27 protein-coding genes are annotated in these 21,151 nt (G+C 64.2%); 15 read left to right on the top strand and 12 right to left on the bottom strand.

The features are described from left to right. Positions 1–87 precede the first annotated feature (87 nt). From A9973_RS06155 to A9973_RS06130, 6 genes are all read left to right on the top strand, one after another. Positions 88–1,095, top strand: coding sequence for an ABC transporter substrate-binding protein (locus tag A9973_RS06155; protein WP_183012854.1), 1,008 nt, complete (start codon positions 88–90; stop codon positions 1,093–1,095). A 3-nt stretch (positions 1,096–1,098) separates the two neighbouring features. Next, positions 1,099–1,908 (top strand): ABC transporter permease, encoded by an 810-nt coding sequence (locus A9973_RS06150; protein WP_183012853.1) that lies wholly within the window; start codon positions 1,099–1,101, stop codon positions 1,906–1,908. After that, on the top strand, positions 1,909–2,730 hold the full coding sequence (locus A9973_RS06145; protein WP_183012852.1) for an ABC transporter ATP-binding protein: 822 nt from the start codon (positions 1,909–1,911) through the stop codon (positions 2,728–2,730). Between the two features lie 67 nt (positions 2,731–2,797). After that, positions 2,798–2,980 (top strand): DUF4089 domain-containing protein, encoded by a 183-nt coding sequence (locus A9973_RS06140; RefSeq protein ID WP_183012851.1) that lies wholly within the window; start codon positions 2,798–2,800, stop codon positions 2,978–2,980. Continuing rightward, on the top strand, positions 2,977–4,365 hold the full coding sequence (locus A9973_RS06135; RefSeq protein ID WP_183012850.1) for an AtzE family amidohydrolase: 1,389 nt from the start codon (positions 2,977–2,979) through the stop codon (positions 4,363–4,365). Before A9973_RS06140 ends, A9973_RS06135 begins: the two co-directional genes overlap by 4 nt. 35 nt (positions 4,366–4,400) lie before the next feature. Continuing rightward, positions 4,401–5,108: a GntR family transcriptional regulator gene (locus A9973_RS06130; RefSeq protein WP_183012849.1), complete on the top strand. Its 708-nt coding sequence runs from the start codon at positions 4,401–4,403 to the stop codon at positions 5,106–5,108. A 30-nt stretch (positions 5,109–5,138) separates the two neighbouring features. Here A9973_RS06130 and A9973_RS06125 read toward each other — a convergent pair whose 3' ends face one another. Next, entirely contained in the window at positions 5,139–5,681 is a 543-nt protein-coding gene (locus A9973_RS06125; protein WP_183012848.1) for an antibiotic biosynthesis monooxygenase, read from the bottom strand. 219 nt (positions 5,682–5,900) lie between these two features. Between A9973_RS06125 and hpxZ the strand changes: the two genes are divergently transcribed. Together hpxZ and A9973_RS06115 are read left to right on the top strand one after the other, a co-directional pair. After that, entirely contained in the window at positions 5,901–6,275 is a 375-nt protein-coding gene (gene hpxZ / locus A9973_RS06120; RefSeq protein ID WP_183012847.1) for an oxalurate catabolism protein HpxZ, read from the top strand. Between the two features lie 126 nt (positions 6,276–6,401). Then, on the top strand, positions 6,402–6,956 hold the full coding sequence (locus tag A9973_RS06115) for an NADPH-dependent FMN reductase (protein WP_183012846.1): 555 nt from the start codon (positions 6,402–6,404) through the stop codon (positions 6,954–6,956). Positions 6,957–7,741: 785 nt separating this feature from the next. Here A9973_RS06115 and A9973_RS06110 read toward each other — a convergent pair. Then, entirely contained in the window at positions 7,742–7,957 is a 216-nt protein-coding gene (locus tag A9973_RS06110) for a dodecin (protein ID WP_054426601.1), read from the bottom strand. A 183-nt stretch (positions 7,958–8,140) separates the two neighbouring features. On the opposite strand from A9973_RS06110, the gene A9973_RS06105 reads away from it, so the two are divergent. Further along, a complete protein-coding gene (locus tag A9973_RS06105; RefSeq protein WP_183012845.1) occupies positions 8,141–8,662 on the top strand; it encodes a DUF6496 domain-containing protein in 522 nt (173 codons plus the stop codon). A 13-nt stretch (positions 8,663–8,675) separates the two neighbouring features. Here the strand turns inward: A9973_RS06105 and A9973_RS06100 are convergent, their stop codons facing one another. After that, complete coding sequence (locus tag A9973_RS06100; RefSeq protein WP_183012844.1) at positions 8,676–9,578, bottom strand: LysR family transcriptional regulator; 903 nt, start codon at positions 9,576–9,578, stop codon at positions 8,676–8,678. Positions 9,579–9,690: 112 nt separating this feature from the next. On the opposite strand from A9973_RS06100, the gene A9973_RS06095 reads away from it, so the two are divergent. From A9973_RS06095 to A9973_RS06085, 3 genes are all read left to right on the top strand, one after another. Continuing rightward, positions 9,691–10,485, top strand: coding sequence for an SDR family NAD(P)-dependent oxidoreductase (locus tag A9973_RS06095; protein ID WP_183012843.1), 795 nt, complete (start codon positions 9,691–9,693; stop codon positions 10,483–10,485). 29 nt (positions 10,486–10,514) lie between these two features. After that, positions 10,515–11,528 (top strand): zinc-binding alcohol dehydrogenase family protein, encoded by a 1,014-nt coding sequence (locus tag A9973_RS06090; RefSeq protein WP_183012842.1) that lies wholly within the window; start codon positions 10,515–10,517, stop codon positions 11,526–11,528. 151 nt (positions 11,529–11,679) lie between these two features. Continuing rightward, positions 11,680–11,913 carry a hypothetical protein gene (locus tag A9973_RS06085; RefSeq protein WP_183012841.1) on the top strand — a complete coding sequence of 78 codons (234 nt, stop codon included), beginning with the start codon at positions 11,680–11,682 and terminating at the stop codon, positions 11,911–11,913. Positions 11,914–11,922: 9 nt separating this feature from the next. Here the strand turns inward: A9973_RS06085 and A9973_RS06080 are convergent, their stop codons facing one another. From A9973_RS06080 to A9973_RS06070, 3 genes are all read right to left on the bottom strand, one after another. After that, positions 11,923–12,279 (bottom strand): hypothetical protein, encoded by a 357-nt coding sequence (locus A9973_RS06080; protein ID WP_183012840.1) that lies wholly within the window; start codon positions 12,277–12,279, stop codon positions 11,923–11,925. 79 nt (positions 12,280–12,358) lie between these two features. Then, complete coding sequence (locus tag A9973_RS06075; RefSeq protein WP_183012839.1) at positions 12,359–13,264, bottom strand: aldose 1-epimerase; 906 nt, start codon at positions 13,262–13,264, stop codon at positions 12,359–12,361. 96 nt (positions 13,265–13,360) lie between these two features. Then, the gene (locus tag A9973_RS06070; RefSeq protein WP_183012838.1) at positions 13,361–14,830 is read right to left on the bottom strand and encodes a catalase; all 1,470 of its coding nucleotides are present in this window, start codon (positions 14,828–14,830) and stop codon (positions 13,361–13,363) included. Between the two features lie 643 nt (positions 14,831–15,473). Here A9973_RS06070 and A9973_RS06065 point away from each other — a divergent pair. Then, a complete protein-coding gene (locus A9973_RS06065) occupies positions 15,474–16,202 on the top strand; it encodes a phosphatidylserine/phosphatidylglycerophosphate/cardiolipin synthase family protein (protein WP_183012837.1) in 729 nt (242 codons plus the stop codon). Between the two features lie 27 nt (positions 16,203–16,229). Beyond that, positions 16,230–16,898, top strand: coding sequence for an SOS response-associated peptidase (locus tag A9973_RS06060; RefSeq protein ID WP_183012836.1), 669 nt, complete (start codon positions 16,230–16,232; stop codon positions 16,896–16,898). 2 nt (positions 16,899–16,900) lie between these two features. On the opposite strand, the gene A9973_RS06055 is transcribed toward A9973_RS06060, so the two are convergent. Continuing rightward, positions 16,901–17,098 carry a hypothetical protein gene (locus A9973_RS06055; protein WP_183012835.1) on the bottom strand — a complete coding sequence of 66 codons (198 nt, stop codon included), beginning with the start codon at positions 17,096–17,098 and terminating at the stop codon, positions 16,901–16,903. A 93-nt stretch (positions 17,099–17,191) separates the two neighbouring features. On the opposite strand from A9973_RS06055, the gene A9973_RS06050 reads away from it, so the two are divergent. Beyond that, the gene (locus A9973_RS06050; RefSeq protein ID WP_255469035.1) at positions 17,192–17,500 is read left to right on the top strand and encodes a hypothetical protein; all 309 of its coding nucleotides are present in this window, start codon (positions 17,192–17,194) and stop codon (positions 17,498–17,500) included. Between the two features lie 700 nt (positions 17,501–18,200). On the opposite strand, the gene A9973_RS06045 is transcribed toward A9973_RS06050, so the two are convergent. The 5 genes from A9973_RS06045 to A9973_RS06025 form a co-directional block, all read right to left on the bottom strand. Beyond that, a complete protein-coding gene (locus tag A9973_RS06045) occupies positions 18,201–18,467 on the bottom strand; it encodes a hypothetical protein (RefSeq protein WP_183012834.1) in 267 nt (88 codons plus the stop codon). Then, positions 18,451–18,945 carry a hypothetical protein gene (locus tag A9973_RS06040; protein WP_183012833.1) on the bottom strand — a complete coding sequence of 165 codons (495 nt, stop codon included), beginning with the start codon at positions 18,943–18,945 and terminating at the stop codon, positions 18,451–18,453. Before A9973_RS06040 ends, A9973_RS06045 begins: the two co-directional genes overlap by 17 nt. 2 nt (positions 18,946–18,947) lie before the next feature. Beyond that, complete coding sequence (locus A9973_RS06035) at positions 18,948–19,391, bottom strand: hypothetical protein (RefSeq protein ID WP_183013178.1); 444 nt, start codon at positions 19,389–19,391, stop codon at positions 18,948–18,950. Between the two features lie 99 nt (positions 19,392–19,490). Beyond that, positions 19,491–19,916 carry a hypothetical protein gene (locus tag A9973_RS06030; protein WP_183012832.1) on the bottom strand — a complete coding sequence of 142 codons (426 nt, stop codon included), beginning with the start codon at positions 19,914–19,916 and terminating at the stop codon, positions 19,491–19,493. Further along, entirely contained in the window at positions 19,913–21,151 is a 1,239-nt protein-coding gene (locus tag A9973_RS06025; protein WP_183012831.1) for a hypothetical protein, read from the bottom strand. The genes A9973_RS06030 and A9973_RS06025 overlap by 4 nt, the downstream gene beginning before the upstream one ends.

Here is a 21,151-nt window from a genome sequence, read left to right as displayed (position 1 = left end):
CGGGTCTTGCTTGATGACTGGTATGCAAGCTTGTCTACAAGGCAAGCGCCGTCACCGGACACTTCCGCGAGCACACCAGGAGCCCCCATGATCAACCGCAATGCGCCCTATGCCTTCAACGCCACCCGCCGCCGCCTGATCCAGGGGGCCGCCCTGGGCGCCGCGACGCTGGCCGCGCCCTCGCTGGTACGCGCGCAATCGGGTCCGGTGATCCGCATCGGCTTCTGGCCCGTGGCCGCCGGCCTGCCCTTTTATGCCGCCGTCGAAAAAGGCTATTTCAAGGAAGCGGGCCTGAACGTCGAACCGCTGAAGTTCGCCGGCGCGCAGCAGGTCATGGAAGCCATGCTGGCCGGGCGCGCGGACGGCAGCGCCAACGGCACCGGTTCGGCCAACCTGGCCATCGGGGAAATCGCCTCGCCCGGCTTGTTCAAGATTTTCGCGTCCAACCCCAGCAACGCCAAGAACGTGCTGGACGAGTTCATCGTCGCGAAAGACAGTCCCATCAAGAGCATTGCAGACCTCAAGGGGAAAAAGGTCGGATCTGGACCCGGCATCCAGAACGCCACGCTGGCCAAAGCAGTCCTGGAGCGCGCCGGCGCAACCGGGGCAACCGTGGTCGAGTTGGCGATCAGCCAGCACGTCGCCGCGGTTGCCGCCGGCCAGTTGGATGCGTGCTACACGCTGGAGCCCACCGGCACCGTGGGCCGCCTGAACGGTACCACCCGTGTGCTGGAGACCGGCGTCATCGCCAAGTACGTGCTGGGCGATCCGATGGCACCGTGGTTCGGCGGGTCGGCCTCGCTGACCACCGCCTTCCTGAAAAAGCATCCCGAGGAAAGCAAGAAATTCATCGCCGCCTATGCGCGCGGCATCGAACTGATCCGCACCAAACCCGAAGAGGCGCGCCCCTTCATGAAGGGCTACACCGCCATCGAAGGCCCGATGACCAACGAGGTGCCGCTGGCCGCCTACACGCTCTACAACGAGTTCACGCCCAGCGACATCCAGTACTTCCAGAAATTCTTCGACCTGTTCACCGACAAGGGCATCTTCGCGCAGAAGGTCGACGTGTCGGCCATGCTTTACAAGGGCTGACCCATGACCGCCACAACCGCAAGCAGCGCCCCGGCGGCGGCGAAGCAGCCGCCCGCCAGGTTCAACGCGTCGCGCCTGCTGCCGCTGATCGGCCCCCTGGCGCTGTTCGTCGTGTGGGACCTCGTGGTGCGACTGCAACTGGTCAGCCCCGTGCTGCTACCCACGCCCGGCGCCACCATCGTGGCGCTGATCAAGGGCCTGGCAGGCGGCCCGCTGCTGTGGGACTTCCTGTCGTCCTTGAACCGCACTCTGCAGGCCTTCGTCATCGCCGGCGTGATCGGCGTGCCGCTGGGCGTGCTGTTGGGCAGCAATGAAAAGGCGTATCGCAGCGTCGAATTCCTGGTGGACTTCTTCCGGTCCACGCCGTCGTCCGCGCTGATCCCGTTGTTCCTGATGATCTTCGGCGTGACCGACATGAACAAGATCGCCATCGCCGCCTTCGCGGCCGTGCTGGTCATCCTGTTCAACAGCGCCTACGGCGTCATCAATGCGCGCAAGCAGCGCGTGATGGCGGCCCGCGTGATGGGCGCGTCGCGGTGGCAGATCTTCAAGGACGTGCTGATCTGGGAAAGCCTGCAGCCGACCTTCGTGGGCCTGCGCAGCGGCGTGTCGATGGCGCTGGTGATCGTGATCGTGGCGGAAATGTTCATCGGTTCCGACAGCGGGCTGGGCAACCGCATCATCAATGCGCAGCAGGTGCTGAACGTGCGCGAGATGTACGCGTCGATCCTGGCGGCCGGCGCCCTGGGCTATGTTCTGAACATTCTCTTTCTCATGCTGGAAAAGCGCGTGGTCCACTGGAGCGGCCGATAAATGTCCACCGTCATCAACCCCATCATCGTCCCCGCGCCCGCTGCCGCGCCGTTCGCGCCCGGCCCGCTGGGCACCCACATCACCATCCGCGGCCTGACCAAGTACTTCGCGGGATGGCCCCTGTACGAAGACTTCAACCTGGACATCCCCAAGGGCAAGATCGTCTCGGTGTTCGGCCCCAACGGCTGCGGCAAGTCCACGCTGATCAACATGATCGCGGGCCTGATCCCCATCGACGCCGGTGAAATCCTGTTCGACGGCAAGTCGCTGGCGCAGACCAAGATCGGCTACGTGTTCCAGAACTACCGCGAGGCCATGTTCCCGTGGTTGCGCACCATCGACAACATCGCCTATCCGCTGCGCCTGGAAGGCCGCAGCAAGGCCGAGGTGGATGCGCGCGTGCAAGAGCTGGTCGCGTCGTTCGACGTCAAGTTCGACCTGAAGCGCTATCCGTACGAATTGTCGGGCGGCCAGCAGCAGACGGCGTCCATCATGCGCGCGCTGGCGCCCGGCCCCGAAGTGCTGTTCCTGGACGAGCCGTTTTCGGCGCTGGATTTCGAGATGACGCTGTTCATCCGCGAAAAACTGCAGGAAGTCTTCATGCAGACCGGCACCACCATGCTGCTGGTCTCGCACGACCTGGAAGAAGCCGTGTACCTGGCCGACCAGATCCTGCTGTTGACCAAGCGGCCCACGCGCGTCGCCGAAATCCTGCACTACGGCGACACCCGCCCCCGCACCGTGGAAACGCTGTCCGAACCCAGCTTCATCCAGATGAAGAAACTGAGCCTGGAGATCTTCCAGCGCGAAGTGCGCAAGTGAACGTGCGCGAATAAACGTACCCAAGTCAGCAAGCCCGTCACCATCCAGTCCATCGGGAGAATCCGCCATGACCCAGGAAACCATCGATCAATACGTACGCAGCGCCTTGGCGCTGTCGGGGTACGCCTTGCGCGAAGCCACCACGCAAGAGGTCGTGCAGCAGTTCTCGCGCATCCACGACATCGCGGCCAGCTTCGTGGACGAGGCCCTGCCCGTCGAGCTGGAATCGGCTTCGGTGTTCCGCCCGTGACCGGCCCCGCCGCAGACATCGCCCGCCAGGTCGCCAGTGGCGAACGCAGCGCCCAGGCGGTGCTGGACGCCACGCTCGCGCGCATCCGCGAGCACGATTCCCGCTACAACTGCTTCACCGCGGTCACTGAGGCCCGCGCCCGCCAGGAGGCGGCGGCCATCGATGCGCGCCGCGCCCGCGGCGAACCGCTGCCGCCGCTGGCCGGTGTGCCTTACGCGGTCAAGAACCTGTTCGACATCGCCGACGAAGTGACGCTGGCGGGTGGTCGGGTCAACGCGTCCAACGGGCCGGCGCGCCATGACGCCCGGCTGGTCACGCGCATGCGCGAGGCGGGCGCGGTGCTGGTCGGCGCGCTGAATATGGACGAGCACGCGTACGGCTTCACCACTGAAAACACCCATTACGGCGCATGCCGCAACCCGCACGACACCACCCGCATCGCGGGTGGCTCGTCCGGCGGCAGCGCCGCCGCCGTGGCGGGCGGACTGGTGCCGCTGACCTTGGGATCTGACACCAACGGGTCCATCCGCGTGCCGGCCTCGCTATGCGGCATATTCGGACTGAAACCCACCTTGGGCCGCCTGCCGCGCACCGGCTCTTTCCCCTTTGTGGGCAGCCTTGACCATCTGGGGCCATTCGCCGCCAGCGCCAGCGACCTGGCCGCCGCCTACGATGCGCTGCAAGGCCCGGACGCCGACGACGCCGCCTGCGCGCAGCACGCCGCCGACCCCGTGCTGCCGTCGCTGCACGCCGGCGCGCGCCCCCTGCGCGTGGCGGTGCTGGGCGGTTATTTCGCGCAATGGGCCGGCCCGCAGGCACGCCGCGCCGTTGACATTGCAGCACACGCGCTGGGCGCCACCGCCGTCGTCGAATTGCCCGGCGCCGCGCAGGCCCGCGCGGCCGCGTTCGTCATCACCGCGGCCGAAGGCGGCGCGCTGCATCGCCGCAAGCTCGTCACGCACTACGACTACTACGAACCGCATTCCCGCGACCGCCTTGTCGCGGGCAGCCTGGTGCCCGCCGCCTGGGTGCAGCAGGCGCAGCGCGTCCGCCACCGCGTCTACCGCGAAGCGCTGGCCCTGTTCAGCCAGTATGACGTGCTGATCGCGCCCGCCACGCCCGTATCCGCCACGAAGGTGGGGACCGACTGGCTGACGCTGGCGGGCAAATCCTTGCCGGCACGCGCCAGCATGGGCCTGCTGACGCAGCCGATCTCGTGCATCGGCCTGCCCGTCTGCACCGCGCCGACGTGGCCGGAAACGGAGCAGGACGGCCACCTGCCGCTGGGCGTGCAATTGATCGGCGCCCCCTGGCGCGAAGCCGACTGCCTTGGCGCCGCCTACGCGCTGGAGCAGGCCGGCGTGTCGCGCATCCGCACGCCCTGAACCGCCCCCTTTCCGATCCCATTCAAGGCCACGCTATGGAAACCGCTTTCGCTGCCATCGACATGCCGCGCACCCTGGCCGATACGGCCTATGGGTCGCTGAAACGGGACATCCTGGATTTCCGGCTGGCGCCGGGCGACCGTTTCACGGAAACCGAAATCGCGGAGCGCCTGCAAGTCAGCCGCACGCCCGTGCGCGAAGCGCTGTTCCGGCTGGAACGCGAGGGCTATCTAGAAGTGCGGCAGCGCAACGGCTGGCTGGTCAAGCCGCTGGACTTCAACACGCTGGACCATTTCTACGAGCTGCGCAGCGTGCTGGAGACCGCGGCCGTGCATGCGCTGTGCGCGCCGGGCCTGTCGCCGCCCCCCGTACGCGCGCTGCATGCGCTGGCGGATATCTGGCTCGTGGACGAAAGCGCGCGCTCCAGCGACGGCGAATGGCTGGCCGATCTGGACGAACGCTTTCACATCGACCTCGTAGCCGCAGCCGGCAACCCCGAGATAGCGCGCGTGCACCGCGCCGCCACCGAGCGCATCCGCATCGTGCGGCGGCTGGACTTCACCTTGCCCGACCGTGTCGGCAAGACCTACGAAGAGCATGGCGCGATCTTGCGCGCCTTGCTGGCAGGCGACGCCGCCGATGCCGCCCGCTTGCTGCAGGCCCATATCCAGGAAAGCCAGACGGCGGTGCGCAAGATCACGCTGCACCGGCTGTATTCCACGCGCCGCGCCAAGGCGGCCTGAGGCCGCCCCGGGGATGCCGAGGGAACGTCTTCAGCCGGCCCGCAGCCAGCGCTGCAGCACGCGCGTGATGACGGGAATGCAGACAAACACCATGATGGGCGTCAGGATCACGCTGGTGATCAACACGCGCCAGAATATCGGCAGGATGCTCAAGTGTTCGCTGACCAGAATCGAAAACACCAGCAGCACCGGAAAATAGGCCAGCCAGATGCTGACCGCCTGCTTCCAGCGCGGCGGCGCGCTGGCGGCCTTGGGCGCAAACCAGCCGTCGGTGCCGCTGACGCGATGCTCGTGGCTGGCCCGCACCAGCGTCGCCCCGCGTTCCAGCCACATCCTGCGCGGCAAGGATTTTTCCCAGCGGGCAAGGCTGGCCGCATCGGTGAAGCGCAGCACGATCTGGTATTGGTCGCCGCCTTCCGGCGGCTGCAGCACGCCAGACCCGAGGAACCCCGGGAAACCCGCCGCCAGGATTTCGCCCTGACGCATCCAGGACAGGAAATCGCTGTAGCGCTCGGGCGCGATGTGCCGGGTGACCAGCATGGTGACCGGGGCGGAAATGGCGGAACGGGACATGGCGGAACTCCTGGGCAGCGGTGCAGCTTGTTATGTCTTGCTGATGCATTGCGAGTGCAGTGTTAACCCTAGCAAGCGGCGTGCCAGCCTTGCGGCGCGGCATTCCCCAGGGCCAATGCCCCGGCGGGTGCTCTCCCCGCGGATCGGCGCACCGCGGCAGACACCATATTGGTGATTACCCTGAAACCCGCACCAGAACGGTGCATGCGGAGAAGACTCATGGATATCAATCTGCCCGACGTCGTGGCGGAAGTGGCGGCGGCGCTGGAGCGCTATGAAACGGCGTTGGTGAACAACCAGGTGGACGTGCTGGACACCCTCTTCTGGAACAGTCCCCACACCTTGCGTTACGGCGCCGGCGAAAACCTGTACGGCTACGACGCCATCCGCGCCTTCCGCGCCGCGCGCTCACCCCAGGGCCTGGCTCGCCGCGTGCTGCGCACCGCCATCACCACTTACGGACGCGACTTCGCCACGGCCAACCTGGAGTTCCAGCGCGACGGCAGCGACCGCACCGGCCGCCAAAGCCAGACCTGGATGCGCACGCCCGAGGGTTGGCGCGTGGTGTCCGCGCACGTCAGCCTGATGACATAGGGCTGTCACTGCGCACCGCCACACTCGGTGGACCTGCGCACGATATCGTTATGCGGAATCGGCATTGAGCGGGTTGCGGTCCAGGTCTACACTGGACCTTCCCTTACCCGTTGGAGCACACGCCCCATGAGCACCTACAAGATTGCGGTTTTCGTCGGAAGCCTGCGCGCCGCCTCGATCAATTTGCGACTGGCCCGTGCCCTGGAAAAGCTGGTTCCCGCCGATTTCAAGTTCGAGTACGTGAGCCTGGGCGACATCCCGCTGTACAACCAGGACAACGAGAACAACCTGCCGCCGCCGGCCGCCAAGCTCAAACAGCAGATCGCCGACGCGCAAGGCATCCTGTTCGTCTCGCCGGAACACAACCGTTCGCTGCCCGCCGCCATCAAGAACGCCATTGACTGGGGTTCGCGCCCGTGGGGCCAGAACTCGTGGCCGGGCAAGGCCGTCGGCATCGTCGGCGCATCGCCCAGCGCCGCCGGCACCGCGCTGATGCAACAGCACCTGCGCAACATCCTGGCCGCCGAGGGCGCCATTGCGCTGACCACGCCGGAAGTCTTCCTGCAATACACGGAAGGCCTCGTCGACGACCAGTTCAACATCACCAACGAAGGCACGCGCAAGTTCCTGCAAGGCTGGATCGACCGCTATGTGGATTGGGTCAAGAAAGTAAACAGCTGATTGCCGCCGCTGCCGGCCAGGGCCCTGTCCCAGCCGGCGCCGATCGCCCGATCTACCTCCGGGCGATCAAGCCCCCCGATGCGTCGGGGGGCTTTTTTTTAAAGTCGTGCAGAAGAACCGCCGGGCCGCCCCAAGGCGGCGCAGCCCCCTCGGGGGGCAGCAAGCGCGCAACGCGCGCGAGGAGTGGGGGCCAACTTATCCCCGCCAACTGTGGAGAACGTTGAGGACAGCTTTGGGGTAGACCCGAAATACCCTGTCCTGCCAAGCACTTGCGCGGGGTGATCAAATAATGCCCATTCATCCTTTTGGATGAGTTTTTCCGCATTTATCCACGAGAAGACTGGATGCGCATCCAGGCCTTTTCCGAGCCCGGCACGACATGTGGATTTGTCCCAGCATTCTGTGGAAAAGCATGAGGACAGCTTGAGGGCAGGTCCGAAATTCCTTGCGATATCAATGCCCTGCAAGGGGTGGTCAAGAAAGGCCCAAGCGCCTGATTTCGGGCCCAGGTTGTCCCCGCCAAATGTGGATAAGCCTGAGGACAGTATGCGGGTAGTCGCTATAAACCCTTATGCGGCAAGGACTTGCAAGCAGCGGGCAAAGAACGAGCAGGCACGCGCATCAACCCCCTCGACATTTTGCGATGCAAAGCGATGGGGATAAGTGGACAGGCTTGTCCCCATCGAATGTGGACAAGCCTATGAACAGTCGGATAACAAGCCCGAAAAGTCCTTATCCGCCAAGCACTTGGAAGGGCTGATCAAAAAAGGCGCAGCGCAGGGAAATTACTTGTCGCCTTCCAGCCGCATGCCGATCTTCAAACCGACCTGCCAATGCGCCACTTTGCCGTCCTTGATATGGCCGCGCACTTCGGTGACCTCGAACCAATCCAGGTTGCGCAGGGTTTCCGAGGCGCGCTCGATGGCTTTGGCGATCGCATCATCGGTGGACTTGGTGGAAGATCCCACCAGTTCGATTTGCTTGTAGACATGATTCGACATAGCTCGTCTCCGCTAAGGGTGTGAGTCGTGAATCGTCGGCGCGCGGGCCTTTCCGGCGCTTACGACCGGCAATCCATTCGAACACACAGGATACCCCCGCGGCGCTAGAGTGGTGTTACGAGTTTCGTCGCCCGATCTCGACAGGCGACGGCTCTGCTCCCGCAACCTCGCAAGGAGATCACCATGCCTGAACGAAAAACCCTGGAACGAGCCCGGCACGACAAGCGCCAAGGCAAGTCGGCGTCCACGCAGGCCGGAGAATTCGTACGCGAAGAAATCGAGCATGTCCGCGAAGGCAAGCACGGCGTGCGGTCCACGAAACAGGCCATCGCGATCGGGCTGTCCCAGGCGCGGCGCGCAGGGGTCAAGCTGCCGGCCTCCAAGTCCGCCAGCCCGGCCACCAAGCGCAAGGCAGAACAAGACAGCCATGCCGCCAAGGACGGGCACGCCAAGTCCGCCACGCGCGCCCGCGCCACCACCACCGCGTTGAAGAAGGAAGGCGCCAAGCCCGTCTCGCGCGCCGCGCTGTCGCGTCAGGCCACGAAGACAGCGAGCCGGCGCACCGCTGCGGACCGCTCGGCCGCCGCCAGGAAAGCGGCCGCCACCAAGGGCGCGGCCGGCCGTTCGGCGGCGGCGAAGAAGGCGGCCCGCACCCGTGCAGCGAACAAGCAGGCAGGCAGCGCGCACCATCGGACGCCGCATTGACGCGGCTGCGCCGCTAGCCCGCGTCGAAACGCCTGAACCGTTCCTGCAGGAATTCGCGCATGCGTTTGACGGCCGGCGACAAGAGCATGCGGTGCACGCACAGCAGGTATAGGGGCGAAGCTTCGGTGCCGTAGTCCGGCAACAGTTCAACCAGCCGGCCAGCGCGCAGGTCGGACAGCACGTCGTAGCGCGATTTATAGGCCACGCCGTGTCCAGCCAGCGCCCAACGCCGCACCAGGTCGCCATCATCGCCCACCCGGTCGCCCTTGACGGGCACCGTCGTGCGGGTGCCGTCGCGCTCGAAGGTCCAACGGTCATGCAAGGTTTCGCCCAGCACGAACGACAGGCAATTGTGGCGGCGCAGATCAGGCGGCGCCTGCGGCACCCCGTGGCGCGCCAGATACGCGGGCGATGCGCACACGACACGGCGGTTGTGCTCGGCCAGCGGCAGCGCCACCAGCGCCGAATCATTCGGCGTACCGTAGCGGATGGCGATATCGACGGGCTGCCGGTACAGATCGGCCAGCCGGTCGCTGATGCGCACTTGGAAGCTGACCCGCGGATGCTGGTGCTGGAAATCGTCCAGCCAGGGCAGCAGCACGTGGCGCCCCAGGTCCGACGGGATGGAGACCGACAAGGTGCCCGAAATGGCCGTCTTGTCGCGGGCCATCGCATTCTTGCCGGCCTCAAGCGTCGAGATCGCGGCGCGGGCATATTCCAGATAGCGTTCGCCATCGCCCGTCAGCCGCAGGCTGCGCGTGGAGCGCACGAACAGGCGCGTCTCAAGCGTCAGTTCCAGCCGTTTGAGCGCGGCGCTGGCGACTGCCGGCGTCAGGTCCAGCTCTCGTGCGGCAGCGGAAAAGCTGCCTTGGTCGGCCGCCGACACAAAGATCCTCAAGTCCTCGAACCGGACCATGATCGCCTCATTTTCAAAAAATTATTGAAACTGAGTCGGATGCTAGCCGGTTTTTCATCGTCCCGGACTCGGTAATGATGACCTCGTTCCCAGACCTCTTTGGAGTCACCTCATGAAAATCGAACTGAACGGCAAGAAAGCCCTGGTCACCGGGTCCTCGGGCGGCATCGGGCTGGCTATCGCCCTCGGGCTGGCCGAAGCCGGCGCCGACGTCGTACTGCATGGCCGCAACGCCGACAAGCTGGCTCGCGCGGCCCAGGACATCACCCTGAAATTCCCGGCCGCAAGCGTCAGCACCGTGCAGGCCGACCTGGCCACCGCCGACGGCGCGGCCTCAGTCTGCGCCGCCCACCCCGACGTGGACATCCTGGTCAACAACGCCGGCTTCTTCGCGCCCAAGTCCTTCACCGAGATCACGGACGACGACTGGCAGCAGATGCTGGACACCAACGTCATGAGCGGCATCCGCCTGTCGCGCTACTACCTGCCCCGCATGATGGCCGCCGACTGGGGCCGGATCATCTTCATCTCCAGCGAGTCCGGCGTGCAGATTCCCGCTGAAATGATCCACTATGGCGTCAGCAAGACCGCGCTGCTGGGCGTGTCGCGCGGGCTGGCCGAACTGACCGCCGGCACCGGCGTCACCGTCAACGCCGTGCTGCCCGGCCCGACGCGCTCGGAGGGCGTGGCCGACTTCTTCGCCGAAATGGCCAAGGAGCAAGGCGTGTCCCAGGACGACATGGAACGCGACTTCATCGCCCAGCACCGCCCGACTTCCCTGCTGCGCCGCCTGGCCACGGTGGAAGAAGTCGCCAACATGGTCGTCTACACCTGCTCCACGCAGGCCGCCGCCACGAATGGCGCCGCGCTGCGCGTCGACGGCGGCGTGGTCCGCTCCATCCTCTGATCCCCGCCTATCCCGAACCGAGCCTTCCCATGAAAGCCATTGCCTATTTCAAGAACCTGCCCGCCGATCATCCCGAAGCCCTGCAAGACATCACGGTCGACGACCCCGTGCCGGGCGGCCACGATCTGCTGGTCGACGTGCACGCCATTTCGGTCAACCCCGTGGACGTGAAGATCCGCGCCAACCGCGCGGCCAAGGACGGCCAGCCCGAAATCCTGGGCTGGGACGCCGCCGGCATCGTGCGCGCCGTGGGCGCCAAGACCAGCCTGTTCAAACCGGGCGACCGCGTCTGGTATGCCGGCGCGCTGACCCGCCCGGGCGCCAACAGCGAACGCCACGTGGTGGACGAGCGCATCGTCGGCCGCATGCCCGACAGCCTGGACTTCGCGCAGGCCGCCGCGCTGCCGCTGACCACCATCACCGCCTGGGAACTGCTGTTCGACCGCCTGCGCGTGCTGGACAACGCCGCGCCCAGCCAGCGCAGCCTGCTTGTCATCGGCGCAGCGGGCGGCGTGGGGTCGATCCTGGTGCAGCTGGCGCGCCAATTGACGGGGTTGACCGTGATCGGCACCGCCTCGCGACCCGAGACGCAAGCCTGGGTGCGCGAACTGGGCGCCCACCATGTCATCGACCACAGCAAGCCGCTGACCGAGGAACTTGCGCGCATCGGTTTCGACCAGGTCAGCTACATCGCCGGCCTGAACCAGACCGACAAGCACTTTCCGCAGATGGCGGCGGCGATCGCCCCGCAAGGCAAGATCGCGCTGATCGATGACCCGGCCGCCATCGACGTCCGTCTGCTGAAGGGCAAATCCGCGTCGCTGCACTGGGAATTCATGTTCGCGCGCCCCCTGCACAACACGCCCGACATGATCGCCCAGCACGAATTGCTGAACGAGGCCGCCCGCCTGATCGACAACGGCACGCTGCGCACGACGCTGGGCGAACATTACGGCACGATCAACGCCGCCAACCTGCGCCGCGCCCACGCTTTCATCGAAAGCGGCAAGGCCCAGGGCAAAGTGGTGCTGGAAGGGTTCTGAGCCCGGCGCGTCCCAGGGCATTCGCGGGAGGTCTCGCCATTCGGGCCAGAAAGCGGTAAAAACGCGGGCGGACTGTTCCGCTCGAATTTACCGGGAGTCTCCCCTGCTTGCCCATTTGATCGAACAAACGCTGGAGCCGCTCCTGTGGGGGATGGTCGCGTTTACCCTGTTGATGCTTCGGCTGGCGCCGCTGCAAGGCTGGAAGGCGGCCATCGTGGCCGGCATCGCGGCCGGCATGGTGTTCGACACCATCCAGTTCCGCGTCGGCCCGCCCCGCCTGTGGGACTCGCTGGTCCTGAGCTCGGTGCTGGCCGCCTTGCTGGCGGCAGCCGTCCTGGAAACGGCTGTTCACGTGTTCGCCCGGGTGCGTGCCCGGCGCGCTTGACCCAGGCTGCTATCCGCGCCCTTCCCGCTTGGCGCGGGCATGCGGATCATTGATCTCGCTATCCAGTTCCGCGATCAACCAGTCGAACCAGCCCGTTTCCGTCCGCGCGTACACCACGGCGGCGGGCGTCTTGCCGTCGCGCCACCCGGCCTGATGCGTGTCCATCCATGACGCCAGGCTCTTGTGCGGCGCCAGCAGGTCCGACAACCAGGTCCAGACGTACGCGGGCACATTGCGCCGAAAGCCTTTCGCGCTGGCGTAGACGGTGGGCTCAAGCGGCAGGCTGCCCGAGCGGGCCAGCTTCGCCTGCACCCGGCGCAGCGTCTCGGCCGCGGCCTGCAATTGTTCGGTGCTGAGCTTTTTCACGTAGGAACTCCTGGGTTGGATTTGTCCCGATTATCGCCGGAGGTGCCAGCGCTTTCCAAGCGCGCCGTTGCGGCCCGGTTCAGCGCTGGGCACGGGGCTGGCTCAGCCCCAGCAGGCAGGTCGCACTGAACCGCGCGCCCGCATCCAACGTTCGCATGCCGGTGCGCGTGTCGCCGTCGGCTGCCCGGTTGAACGCATCGGCCACATTCGTGACCGGCTCCACGCATAGGAAATCTGCACCCGGCGCCGTATAGACCACAAGGTGCGCAAACGCCGGATCGGCGTGCAGCGCCAGCTCGTGCCCGTCCGGCCAATGCAGCGTGGCGCGCCCTTCCCACTGCGACAGGTAGATGTCGCACCCTTCGGCGGACAGCCGCAGTTCGCGCACATGCTTGACCCGGCTGCCCGTCGGCAGGCCATCCGAATCCGTCGTCCACACCCGCCGCGCATTCAACGCGACCCGCTCGGCGGTGAAATACGGATGAAGGCCCAAGCCGAAGGGCATGGGCGTATCGCCATGGTTGATGAGGCTCATGGAAAGGCTCAGCCCGCGCGCGTCCAGCCGGTAGCGCTGCACGCATTCGAACGGCCAGGGCCATCCCAGCACGCCGGCGGGCTGGTTCAGGACCAGATCGATGCTGTCCGCCGCGTGGTCGCGCACCTGCCAGGCCTGGAACAGGCCCGCGCCATGGATCGCGTGTGGCCGCCCAGGCACGGACTGCAGCGCATGCCGTGCGCCATTGAAAGTGAACACGCCGTCGCGGATGCGGTTGGAATACGGCGCCAACGGGTAAGACCCTGCCCGAGGCCATTTGCCCGCCGGCCATTGCGTCTGCGTCAACGGTACGATCCAGTCATGACCGCCGGTAGACAACCGGGTCAGCCGTCCGCCGCCGCCTGGCGCAAATTCGGCTTGGTGGGCACCGCCGGCGATGGCAACACGCTCGGCCGCATCCAACGGGTCGGCGAAAGGGTAATCCTGCATCTGCTGCTCCCGCGGCCATCACAGGGCCGCGTCGCAGGATTGTGACGCCGCCGCACCTAAGCGGCAAGTTCGCCCACCGCGCTAGTGGAACGAGTGTCAGGCGTCCGGCGCCAGCCCCAACGCCCGGGCGACGCCCGCCCCATACGCCGGATCCGCCTTGCCGCAATTGGCCACGTGCCGCCGCTTGATGAATTCCGGGGCTTTGCCCATCGCCCGCGCGGTATTCTCGAACAACACCTGCTGCTGCCCCTTCGACATCAGCCGGAACAGGTCGCCGGGCTGCTTGAAGTAATCGTCATCGTCTTCCCGGAAGTCCCAGAAATCCCCATTCCCATTGATCTTCAGGGGCGGTTCGCGGTAAGCAGGCTGGTCTTCCCAAGCGCCGAAACTGTTGGGCGTGTAATGCAGCGCGCCTCCATAGTTGCCGTCCACGCGCATCGCACCATCGCGCTGGTTGCTGTGGACGGGGCAACGGGCGGCATTCACGGGAATCTGGTGATGGTTGACGCCCAACCGGTACCGCTGGGCATCCGAATAGGCGAACATGCGCGCCTGCAGCATCTTGTCCGGCGAAATCCCGATCCCGGGCACAAGATTGTTCGGCGCCATCGCGGCCTGCTCGACGTCGGCGAAGTAGTTCTCGGGATTGAGGTTCAGCTCCAGCACGCCGACTTCGATCAGCGGATAGTCCTTGTGCGGCCAGACCTTGGTGAGATCGAACGGGTGATACGGGACCTTTTCCGCATCGGTCTCGGGCATGATCTGCACGCACAGCGTCCAGCGGGGAAAGTCGCCGCGCTCGATGGCCTCAAAGAGATCGCGCTGGAAGCTCTCGCGGTCATGGCGGATGATCTCGCCCGCGTCGGCATCGCTCAAGGTCTGGATGCCCTGCTGGGTGCGCCAGTGGAACTTGACCCAGTAGCGCTGATTATCCTGACTGATGAAACTGTACGTATGCGAGCCGAAGCCGTGCATGTGCCGGTAACCGGCAGGAATGCCCCGGTCGCTCATCACGATGGTCACCTGGTGCAGCGACTCGGGCAGCAGGGTCCAGAAATCCCAGTTGTGCGTCGGGCTGCGCAGATTGCTGCGCGGATCGCGCTTGACCGCCTTGTTCAGGTCGGCGAATTTTCGAGGGTCACGGACAAAGAACACGGGCGTGTTGTTGCCCACCAGGTCCCAGTTGCCTTCTTCGGTATAGAACTTCACCGCGAAGCCATGGATGTCGCGCTCGCCATCGGCCGCGCCGCGCTCGCCCGCCACCGAAGAAAACCGCACGAACACATCGGACCGCTTGCCGATCTTGGCGAACAGTTTCGCGCGGGTGTAGCGCGAGATATCGTGCGTGACCGTGAAGTGGCCGAACGCCCCTGAGCCCTTGGCGTGCATGCGGCGCTCGGGGATGACTTCACGGTTGAGATTGGCCAGTTTCTCGATCAGCCACACATCCTGCATCAGCACGGGTCCACGGGGCCCCGCCGTCATGCTGTTGTCGTTGTCGACGACCGGGGCGCCGAAAGCGGTGGTCAACGGGCACTGCGTCTTTTCCTGCACGGGCTTATTCATGGCTTGCTCCTATGGGGAATCCGACAGACATCGGATTTTGTCATAGGTCAATTATTATTCTGAACTATGCAGTAAACAAAATTGAATCGCTGGATTCTCGCAATAGCTCTGGACTATTTGCCCGCGAATGCGCCTGCCCCCTCTTCCCCTGCTACGGCCCGATACAATCACGGGCCTGAATTCAGCAACACTGAACACCGCCGCCGACGCCCGCGCCGGGCCCGACCTAAGGAAGCACTGAATGTCGATGCGGGCGATGTCTTGATCGGCACACGGACCCTGAATAGCTGGGTGTGGTGCCAGCACTCGTCGGAGGCCCGCAACGGTTGGGTTCCCCTGAAATGAATCTGGAAGAAATCGACAACGATTGACGCGCGATCAAGATTCTCAAGAAAAGAATCGGTGTCAGACTGCAATTCCCACGGCCACAGCAACGTCCGGGTGCGCCTGGACAAACAAGTCCCGCCCTCTTCCCCCTGCCGCCGGCTCCAGCCCGATACAATCACGGGCATGAATTCAGCAACACAAAACACCGCCGCCGACGCCCACGTGGGCCACACCCCGATGATGCATAGGCGCGTTCCATAGGGGGGCTGCCCTAGAATTTTTAAAAGTGACGCTGAAACCTACGCCAAAGGATCTCATGAAGGTCACCGAGCAGGAAGCATCCGTTCTCTATTCACAGTTGGCACTACTTCTTGAAAAGTGCCCTCCCGACTTGTTGGAGGGAAATGCCCCTCTCTGGATGGGGAGAGTTCACGCAATCATCCAACGCGCTGACGTAGGGATGGACGCCATTGAGTTTTCAGTCAAGTCCACCGGACTTTCAAGCCTTCAGGGAATGCAGCGGCAGCAACGGTCTGCTCTCATGGTCATCGCATATCGCGCATTGGCGGCCCTCGAACGCCGAATGCCGACCCAGTCGGCCGGAGAGTTTATCCATCCCGGGAATGTCTTCGACGCCTACTCCGCTATTTCGAAGGTTCTCAGCTCAGCCACTGAAGACCTGTTGATCGTCGATCCCTACATGGACGAAATGATCCTAACGGAGTACGGCTCTAGCGTTGGGCCAGGGGTGGTCATTCGACTTCTGGCGGACCAGGGAACCTACAAACAAAGTCTCCTTCCCGCACTAGCCAGGTGGCGACAGCAACATGGGGAGACGCGCCCCACCGAATTGCGGCTTGCGCCGCCTCGCCGCCTACATGATCGCGCAATTTTTGTCGATTGCGCTCATGCATGGACGCTCACCCAATCGATCAAAGATTTCGCGAAAAGGTCACCAGGCCACATCTCTCGCGCGGATGCTATTGCACGCGAGAAACGCGAAGCGTATGAGGCTATTTGGACCGAAAGTAACGCGCCAGCCTAATGGCCTGACTCACTCCCGGAGTGTTCCATGTGCAGCCATTACCAAACTTTGAAAGACGCCGAATTGCTGCTCAAGAAATTTGGAGTGCGCAAGAAGCCGCCCGCCGTTGGCAAGTACGACATGTGGCCCAGGTATCAGGGTGTGTTCGTGCGCCGGCCTGTCGAGCATGACGCCGGCGACGAAGCCGTGCCGGAGCGGGAAGCGGTCGCCGGCCGCTGGGGCCTTATCAGCGCGATGACGAAGGCCGACGGCCTGGACAAGGCCGGCAAGCTGTCGACGTTCAACGCGCGCAGCGAGACGGCGCCCAAGTCCTTCACCTTCGGGAACGCCTGGCGTCGCGGCCAGCACTGCATCATCCCGGCCGACGCCATCTTCGAACCCGACTGGAGATCGGGCTCCGCCGTGGCCACGCGGTTTACCAGGGCTGACGGCGCGCCGCTTGGTATCGCCGGTCTGTGGGATCGCTGGCGCGACGCCGCCGGCCAGGTGCAGGAGAGCTACACCATGCTGACCATCAACGCGGACGACGATCCCCTATTCCGCGACTACCATCAAGCGGGCAAGGAAAAGCGGATGGTCGTCATCCTGCCGGAAGGCACCTACGGCGACTGGCTAACGGCGCCGGCCGACGCGGCCCGGGATTTCCTGCTGCCCTATCCTGCCGATCGCCTGATCGCGGAACCTATGTCCGATTAGCGCTACCCCAATTTTTGCTGGTAGAGGTCCTGTGCAGCGGCCAATGACGCGCGCATCCCGTAGATCGTGCCGCTGTCTCCGCGGCTAAACCACAGTTCGTACTGCCACATGCCTTCGACGTACACGCGGCAGATCGTCCAGCCGGATGGGCCTTGCCAGTAGTAGTCGCCTTTCTGCATCCACTCCACAGCGTCCGCCATGCTCCGTCCCCACCGGCCTGGAAATAGGGCCGAATTGCGCGAATTCTAGGCCTGTTTATACTGTATGTCCATACAGTATTTTGACAAAAGATCATGCTCTGCACCGTCACCCGCACCCACTACCTCGGCGAGAAGCGCCACGACCGAGACCCAGGTCCGACCATCACCGGGACCGTACGCATGTACTCGATCATGCGCGAAGACATGAAGCGATACATCCGGGTCATGACTATGGACGGCCTACAAAAATTCGGCGCCACCGATAAGGGAGCGATCCCCGACCTACTACAGCCCGAATTGCTCACTTTCTCGTCCGATCGCGGCATGATGGTCTGCGGATTCGAAGAGATCGACGGTCGGCGTTACTACCAAGGGTGGTGGCTGCAGTGGATTGAGCGGTGATTGAGCAATGCAGGCCCTGGCACCCCCGCCCAAAGCGTAACTTCGAAGTCCACGGTCGCAGAAACGTTTCGCAATACAATGCGCCTCGACTAATACCTAGACGAGAGACAACGTGCCTTATCGAAGCGCTTTAACCGCCGTGTTGATCGCAGCAATTCTGGCGGGCTGCGCCGCAAAGAGCAGGACAAAGCGGCCCTCAGACAGCCCGGTTGTGGCGAGCTACAGCGGCCCCGTGTGCTTCCTGCCGTCCCCACTGCCCGCAGATGTCCAGGCTACTTCGATTGGGAAGCTACTGGGGTCCAAGCAATGGTATGGCGGCACCAACGAAGTATTGCAAGTGGCCGCAGACGAAGCGCGCCGCTCGGGCGCCGATGTGGTGGCAAACATAAAAACAGGCCACCGGATGAGTGCATGGGCCTGGGCGCGTCCAGTGGCGAGCGGGGATAGCTACCGATTAGCCGAAGGTGTCACCATTGATTGTGCGAAGCTTGGCGGCACCCTGAGATAACGGCCCGCAATACATGCAAGGTCTGTAGCTCGGCCGCTAAAGGGAATAACACAAAAAGCGTTTCACCTTTAGCGGTCGCACTGCGTCTCCCAAACCTTGTTTACGTCGCGAATCTGCCGGCGCACTGGTGCTGGAGTTGCATCTACCTGCTGGGCCGAATCGAAATAGATGGGCCGAGCATGCTCGCAGAATTCAATGCCGACTTTTGCCGGCGCCCCGCACCCAGTCACGCTTAAGCTCATCAGCAATAGCGTCATCGCCCATGCTGGCCGTTTCTTGCTCCACATCCCGCACCTCCTTGCGGGCGTTCGCCGCCTGCTCATTGATTTGTTCTGCCCGCTCCTTCCGTTCTACTTGGCGCCCGGTAGCCCGCCCCCGATAGAACACGCTGACCAACGCAACCAGCGCCAGGCCAATCAGCAGCAGCCCGCCCTTGACGCGTTCAATCCAAGCCCACATGGCCGCCTCCTGCTACAGCGACGGCTTCCGCGTGCAGGGCTGGCCAGGTCTGAGGGTGCGGCTTCCCCGGGCGCCACGTACGAGCGTAGAGATTCCACCCGCCCTGAACATCGCCGATAGCCGGCAGGCGATTGGCATCCGTCCACAGGAGCAGCCGCGCGAACCCGGCGGCCAGCACGTCGTCCTGTTCCAGCGCGGGATAGACCGCTGCGGCGACCGGATCGACGGCACGCCCGCCGCAAAGCCGATACGCATGGACCCGACTGGCGGGGTGCGTCAATACCCCGCGCACACCCCCGCCTCGCTCAAATTGCCAGAACCCGCGGGCCGGCCCACTGATCTGCCGGCGGTGGACGAAGCGGCTTTCCTGCAAGCCAATCGCCAGCAGCATGACCCTCGCCTCCAGCGTGTCCATCTTGGCCGGCAAGAACGCCAGCGCAGGTCTGATTGCAGTCTCGAAAACAGTCTTCAGATCCACAATCACCCCTCCCCACCAGGTCGCACGCCGAGAATCTTCGCGCGCACCTCGGCCAGCCATTCAAGCAGGCCCTTCTGGCGCATGCTTGCCATCCATCGCATGTACGCCCCCAACACCCACCACGCAGGCAACCCGGCCAGCAGCATGCTCGGCCCCAGCACGTAGAACTTCGCCAGCAGCGCGTCGTCGCTGCCTGCGCCGTGTTGCGCCAGCCAGATCATGGCTTCCATCAGCCCTGGCTTCCAGGCGATGACTGCGCCGGCGAGCGCCGGCCCAAACAAGAACGAGCAGGAAACGGTCGACACCGTGCGGACAGTGAATTCGCGCGCCGATCGCGGCGGCATGATCAGCAAGCCAAGCATGGCCGCCACCGCCGCCGGCACGCCATACGCCATCGCGACCTTCAAGGCGGCGAGGCCTCCCAGCCCCGTGGTACCTGGTTCCATAATTGCACTGCTCCTGTAGACGGTGCGCATGATTGCCCTCCGTATGAACGAAAAAAAGCCCGCCAAGATGTGGCGGGCCTATTGCGAGCCGCTGTCGTTCTATTCGACCTGGCCGGCTTCGATGAACATCGCATTGGCTTGGGCCTCGGATAGGCCAAGGTGTGTGATGGCGTCCAGCGTACTTTCGCTGTCCCGCTGTACCGTGGCCGCCATTTCCCAAGCAAGGCGGCGAGGGTCATCAGACGCCATGGCGGCAAAAAATGCATTTGTCTGACCCAGCAGACCGTGGCGCGCCAGCACCACGCAGCATTGATACTTGGTCACCGATTCGGGCACAGTTACGGGAGCTGGCGCCGTGGGGTCGTGGGAATTCAGCACCGCAAGCACGGCGGCGCGCTGCTGCTCGTTCATGTCGGCACCGAATAGGAACTGCCCGTCAGGCGTCCACGAGAACGGCTTTCCATTCAGGCCCGCTGCGGCCAACTCAAGAGAAAAGCTAGGGCCTATCTTGATCTGCGAGTTCATATCATCGCCGTAGCAACAAGGGTTTGTCGAAAGACGGCCGGCGCTGAAGCTGTGTTCGTAAAGCCGTAGGGCGCCAAAGCATGGGTGCCGTCAGAGGGGGCTACAAACGTGTCCACAACCGAGGATGCCCGCTGCGTGCCGTTCGGTTCCACCGAATACCCCCAATTGCCGTATTCCAACGCTGCGGCGCCAACTCGCACGGACAGATAAATGCCGGTAGAAAGGGTGCTGGACGTGGTGTGGACCTCTCCGGTGGCGGCGAAGTTGATTTCCTCTCCGGCCCAGCAACTGATAATGACCCCACTGGTCAACTGGACGCTGCTGTTGCTCAGCGTCGTCGAAGGTCCGCCGATCTCACGAGCATGGCGCTGCCGGCGGTTGAACCACGACATCACCCGGCGATCCGTGGTCGTGTACATGAAGGTGTTGGTGCTTGTGGTCGAAGCCCAACCGACCAGCGTGTAGTCCGGGTTGCCCGTCAAAATTTCCACGCCGTCTGAGTGGCGGCTATGCGGATTTGTCGCAGCGATCCGAGGCTCCACTACCACACCGCCGGCGCTATCGCTTTTGGCGTAGAAGTAGTAAACAGTGGCGGCCGTTGTGCTCGCCGTGGTGATGCTGGTCCCCGCTGCCGGAATGCGGTACTGCCGTCCATTAATGACCAGGCCGTCGCCGCCAAAGGGGATGAGACAGAGTTCCGTTGGGCTAATGTAGATTAAGCGGCATTGCCCGTGGTCGGCCCGCTGGACCACGTACCTGCCGTTCCGCCACTCCATCCCTCCTTGATTCGGAACGAAAATCGGTCCCACATCCGCATTAGGAATATTGGTCGGAGAGAACACCGGCAGGCCCATTCCCTGGGCAGCCAGCTGGGCGAAGTGCTTAGCGGAGAATTCGCCACCTTCCACAGGCGCACCCGTCTTGGTTGCCCATTCCGCCGCAAGCGCTGCACTGCTCGCGGCTTCCAAAGCCTTTTGGGCTGCCCCGTCAGCCGCAGCCACAGCCTCCGCCGCCTTCTGACCAGCTTGCGAGCGACTATTCGCCGCGTCTTGTGCACTGCCCTCCGCTGCTGCGGAATTTTCACCCGCCGCCTGGGCCGCATCATTGATCTGGCCCTGCAGGAGATTCGCCTCCTGAGCGAAGACCGGTAGCGCGGCCATGAACGCGTCAGCACGCTCGGGAAAGTTCGCCGGGTCACTCCGGCTAGGCGGATTCGGTAATGCTGTGATCGCCAT

It is taken from the genome of Achromobacter sp. UMC46, assembly GCF_014170335.1.
Taxonomy (GTDB): domain Bacteria; phylum Pseudomonadota; class Gammaproteobacteria; order Burkholderiales; family Burkholderiaceae_B; genus Achromobacter.
The sequence above is the reverse complement of the archived record's forward strand: the minus strand, read 5'-3'. Positions and strand labels throughout refer to the sequence as shown.

Bases quoted from the DNA above. Each gene is read 5' to 3' on its own strand.
- A9973_RS06155 (WP_183012854.1), top strand. From the start codon at position 88: ATGATCAACCGCAATGCGCCCTATGCCTTCAACGCCACCCGCCGCCGC.
- A9973_RS06065 (WP_183012837.1), top strand. From the start codon at position 15,474: ATGAAGGTCACCGAGCAGGAAGCATCCGTTCTCTATTCACAGTTGGCA.
- A9973_RS06070 (WP_183012838.1), bottom strand. From the start codon at position 14,830: ATGAATAAGCCCGTGCAGGAAAAGACGCAGTGCCCGTTGACCACCGCT.
- A9973_RS06130 (WP_183012849.1), top strand. From the start codon at position 4,401: ATGGAAACCGCTTTCGCTGCCATCGACATGCCGCGCACCCTGGCCGAT.
- hpxZ (WP_183012847.1), top strand. From the start codon at position 5,901: ATGGATATCAATCTGCCCGACGTCGTGGCGGAAGTGGCGGCGGCGCTG.
- A9973_RS06150 (WP_183012853.1), top strand. From the start codon at position 1,099: ATGACCGCCACAACCGCAAGCAGCGCCCCGGCGGCGGCGAAGCAGCCG.
- A9973_RS06125 (WP_183012848.1), bottom strand. From the start codon at position 5,681: ATGTCCCGTTCCGCCATTTCCGCCCCGGTCACCATGCTGGTCACCCGG.
- A9973_RS06085 (WP_183012841.1), top strand. From the start codon at position 11,680: ATGGTCGCGTTTACCCTGTTGATGCTTCGGCTGGCGCCGCTGCAAGGC.
- A9973_RS06075 (WP_183012839.1), bottom strand. From the start codon at position 13,264: ATGCAGGATTACCCTTTCGCCGACCCGTTGGATGCGGCCGAGCGTGTT.
- A9973_RS06045 (WP_183012834.1), bottom strand. From the start codon at position 18,467: ATGTGGGCTTGGATTGAACGCGTCAAGGGCGGGCTGCTGCTGATTGGC.
- A9973_RS06140 (WP_183012851.1), top strand. From the start codon at position 2,798: ATGACCCAGGAAACCATCGATCAATACGTACGCAGCGCCTTGGCGCTG.
- A9973_RS06100 (WP_183012844.1), bottom strand. From the start codon at position 9,578: ATGGTCCGGTTCGAGGACTTGAGGATCTTTGTGTCGGCGGCCGACCAA.
- A9973_RS06095 (WP_183012843.1), top strand. From the start codon at position 9,691: ATGAAAATCGAACTGAACGGCAAGAAAGCCCTGGTCACCGGGTCCTCG.
- A9973_RS06030 (WP_183012832.1), bottom strand. From the start codon at position 19,916: ATGAACTCGCAGATCAAGATAGGCCCTAGCTTTTCTCTTGAGTTGGCC.
- A9973_RS06090 (WP_183012842.1), top strand. From the start codon at position 10,515: ATGAAAGCCATTGCCTATTTCAAGAACCTGCCCGCCGATCATCCCGAA.
- A9973_RS06035 (WP_183013178.1), bottom strand. From the start codon at position 19,391: ATGGAACCAGGTACCACGGGGCTGGGAGGCCTCGCCGCCTTGAAGGTC.
- A9973_RS06105 (WP_183012845.1), top strand. From the start codon at position 8,141: ATGCCTGAACGAAAAACCCTGGAACGAGCCCGGCACGACAAGCGCCAA.
- A9973_RS06110 (WP_054426601.1), bottom strand. From the start codon at position 7,957: ATGTCGAATCATGTCTACAAGCAAATCGAACTGGTGGGATCTTCCACC.
- A9973_RS06050 (WP_255469035.1), top strand. From the start codon at position 17,192: ATGCTCTGCACCGTCACCCGCACCCACTACCTCGGCGAGAAGCGCCAC.
- A9973_RS06060 (WP_183012836.1), top strand. From the start codon at position 16,230: ATGTGCAGCCATTACCAAACTTTGAAAGACGCCGAATTGCTGCTCAAG.
- A9973_RS06115 (WP_183012846.1), top strand. From the start codon at position 6,402: ATGAGCACCTACAAGATTGCGGTTTTCGTCGGAAGCCTGCGCGCCGCC.
- A9973_RS06145 (WP_183012852.1), top strand. From the start codon at position 1,909: ATGTCCACCGTCATCAACCCCATCATCGTCCCCGCGCCCGCTGCCGCG.
- A9973_RS06055 (WP_183012835.1), bottom strand. From the start codon at position 17,098: ATGGCGGACGCTGTGGAGTGGATGCAGAAAGGCGACTACTACTGGCAA.
- A9973_RS06025 (WP_183012831.1), bottom strand. From the start codon at position 21,151: ATGGCGATCACAGCATTACCGAATCCGCCTAGCCGGAGTGACCCGGCG.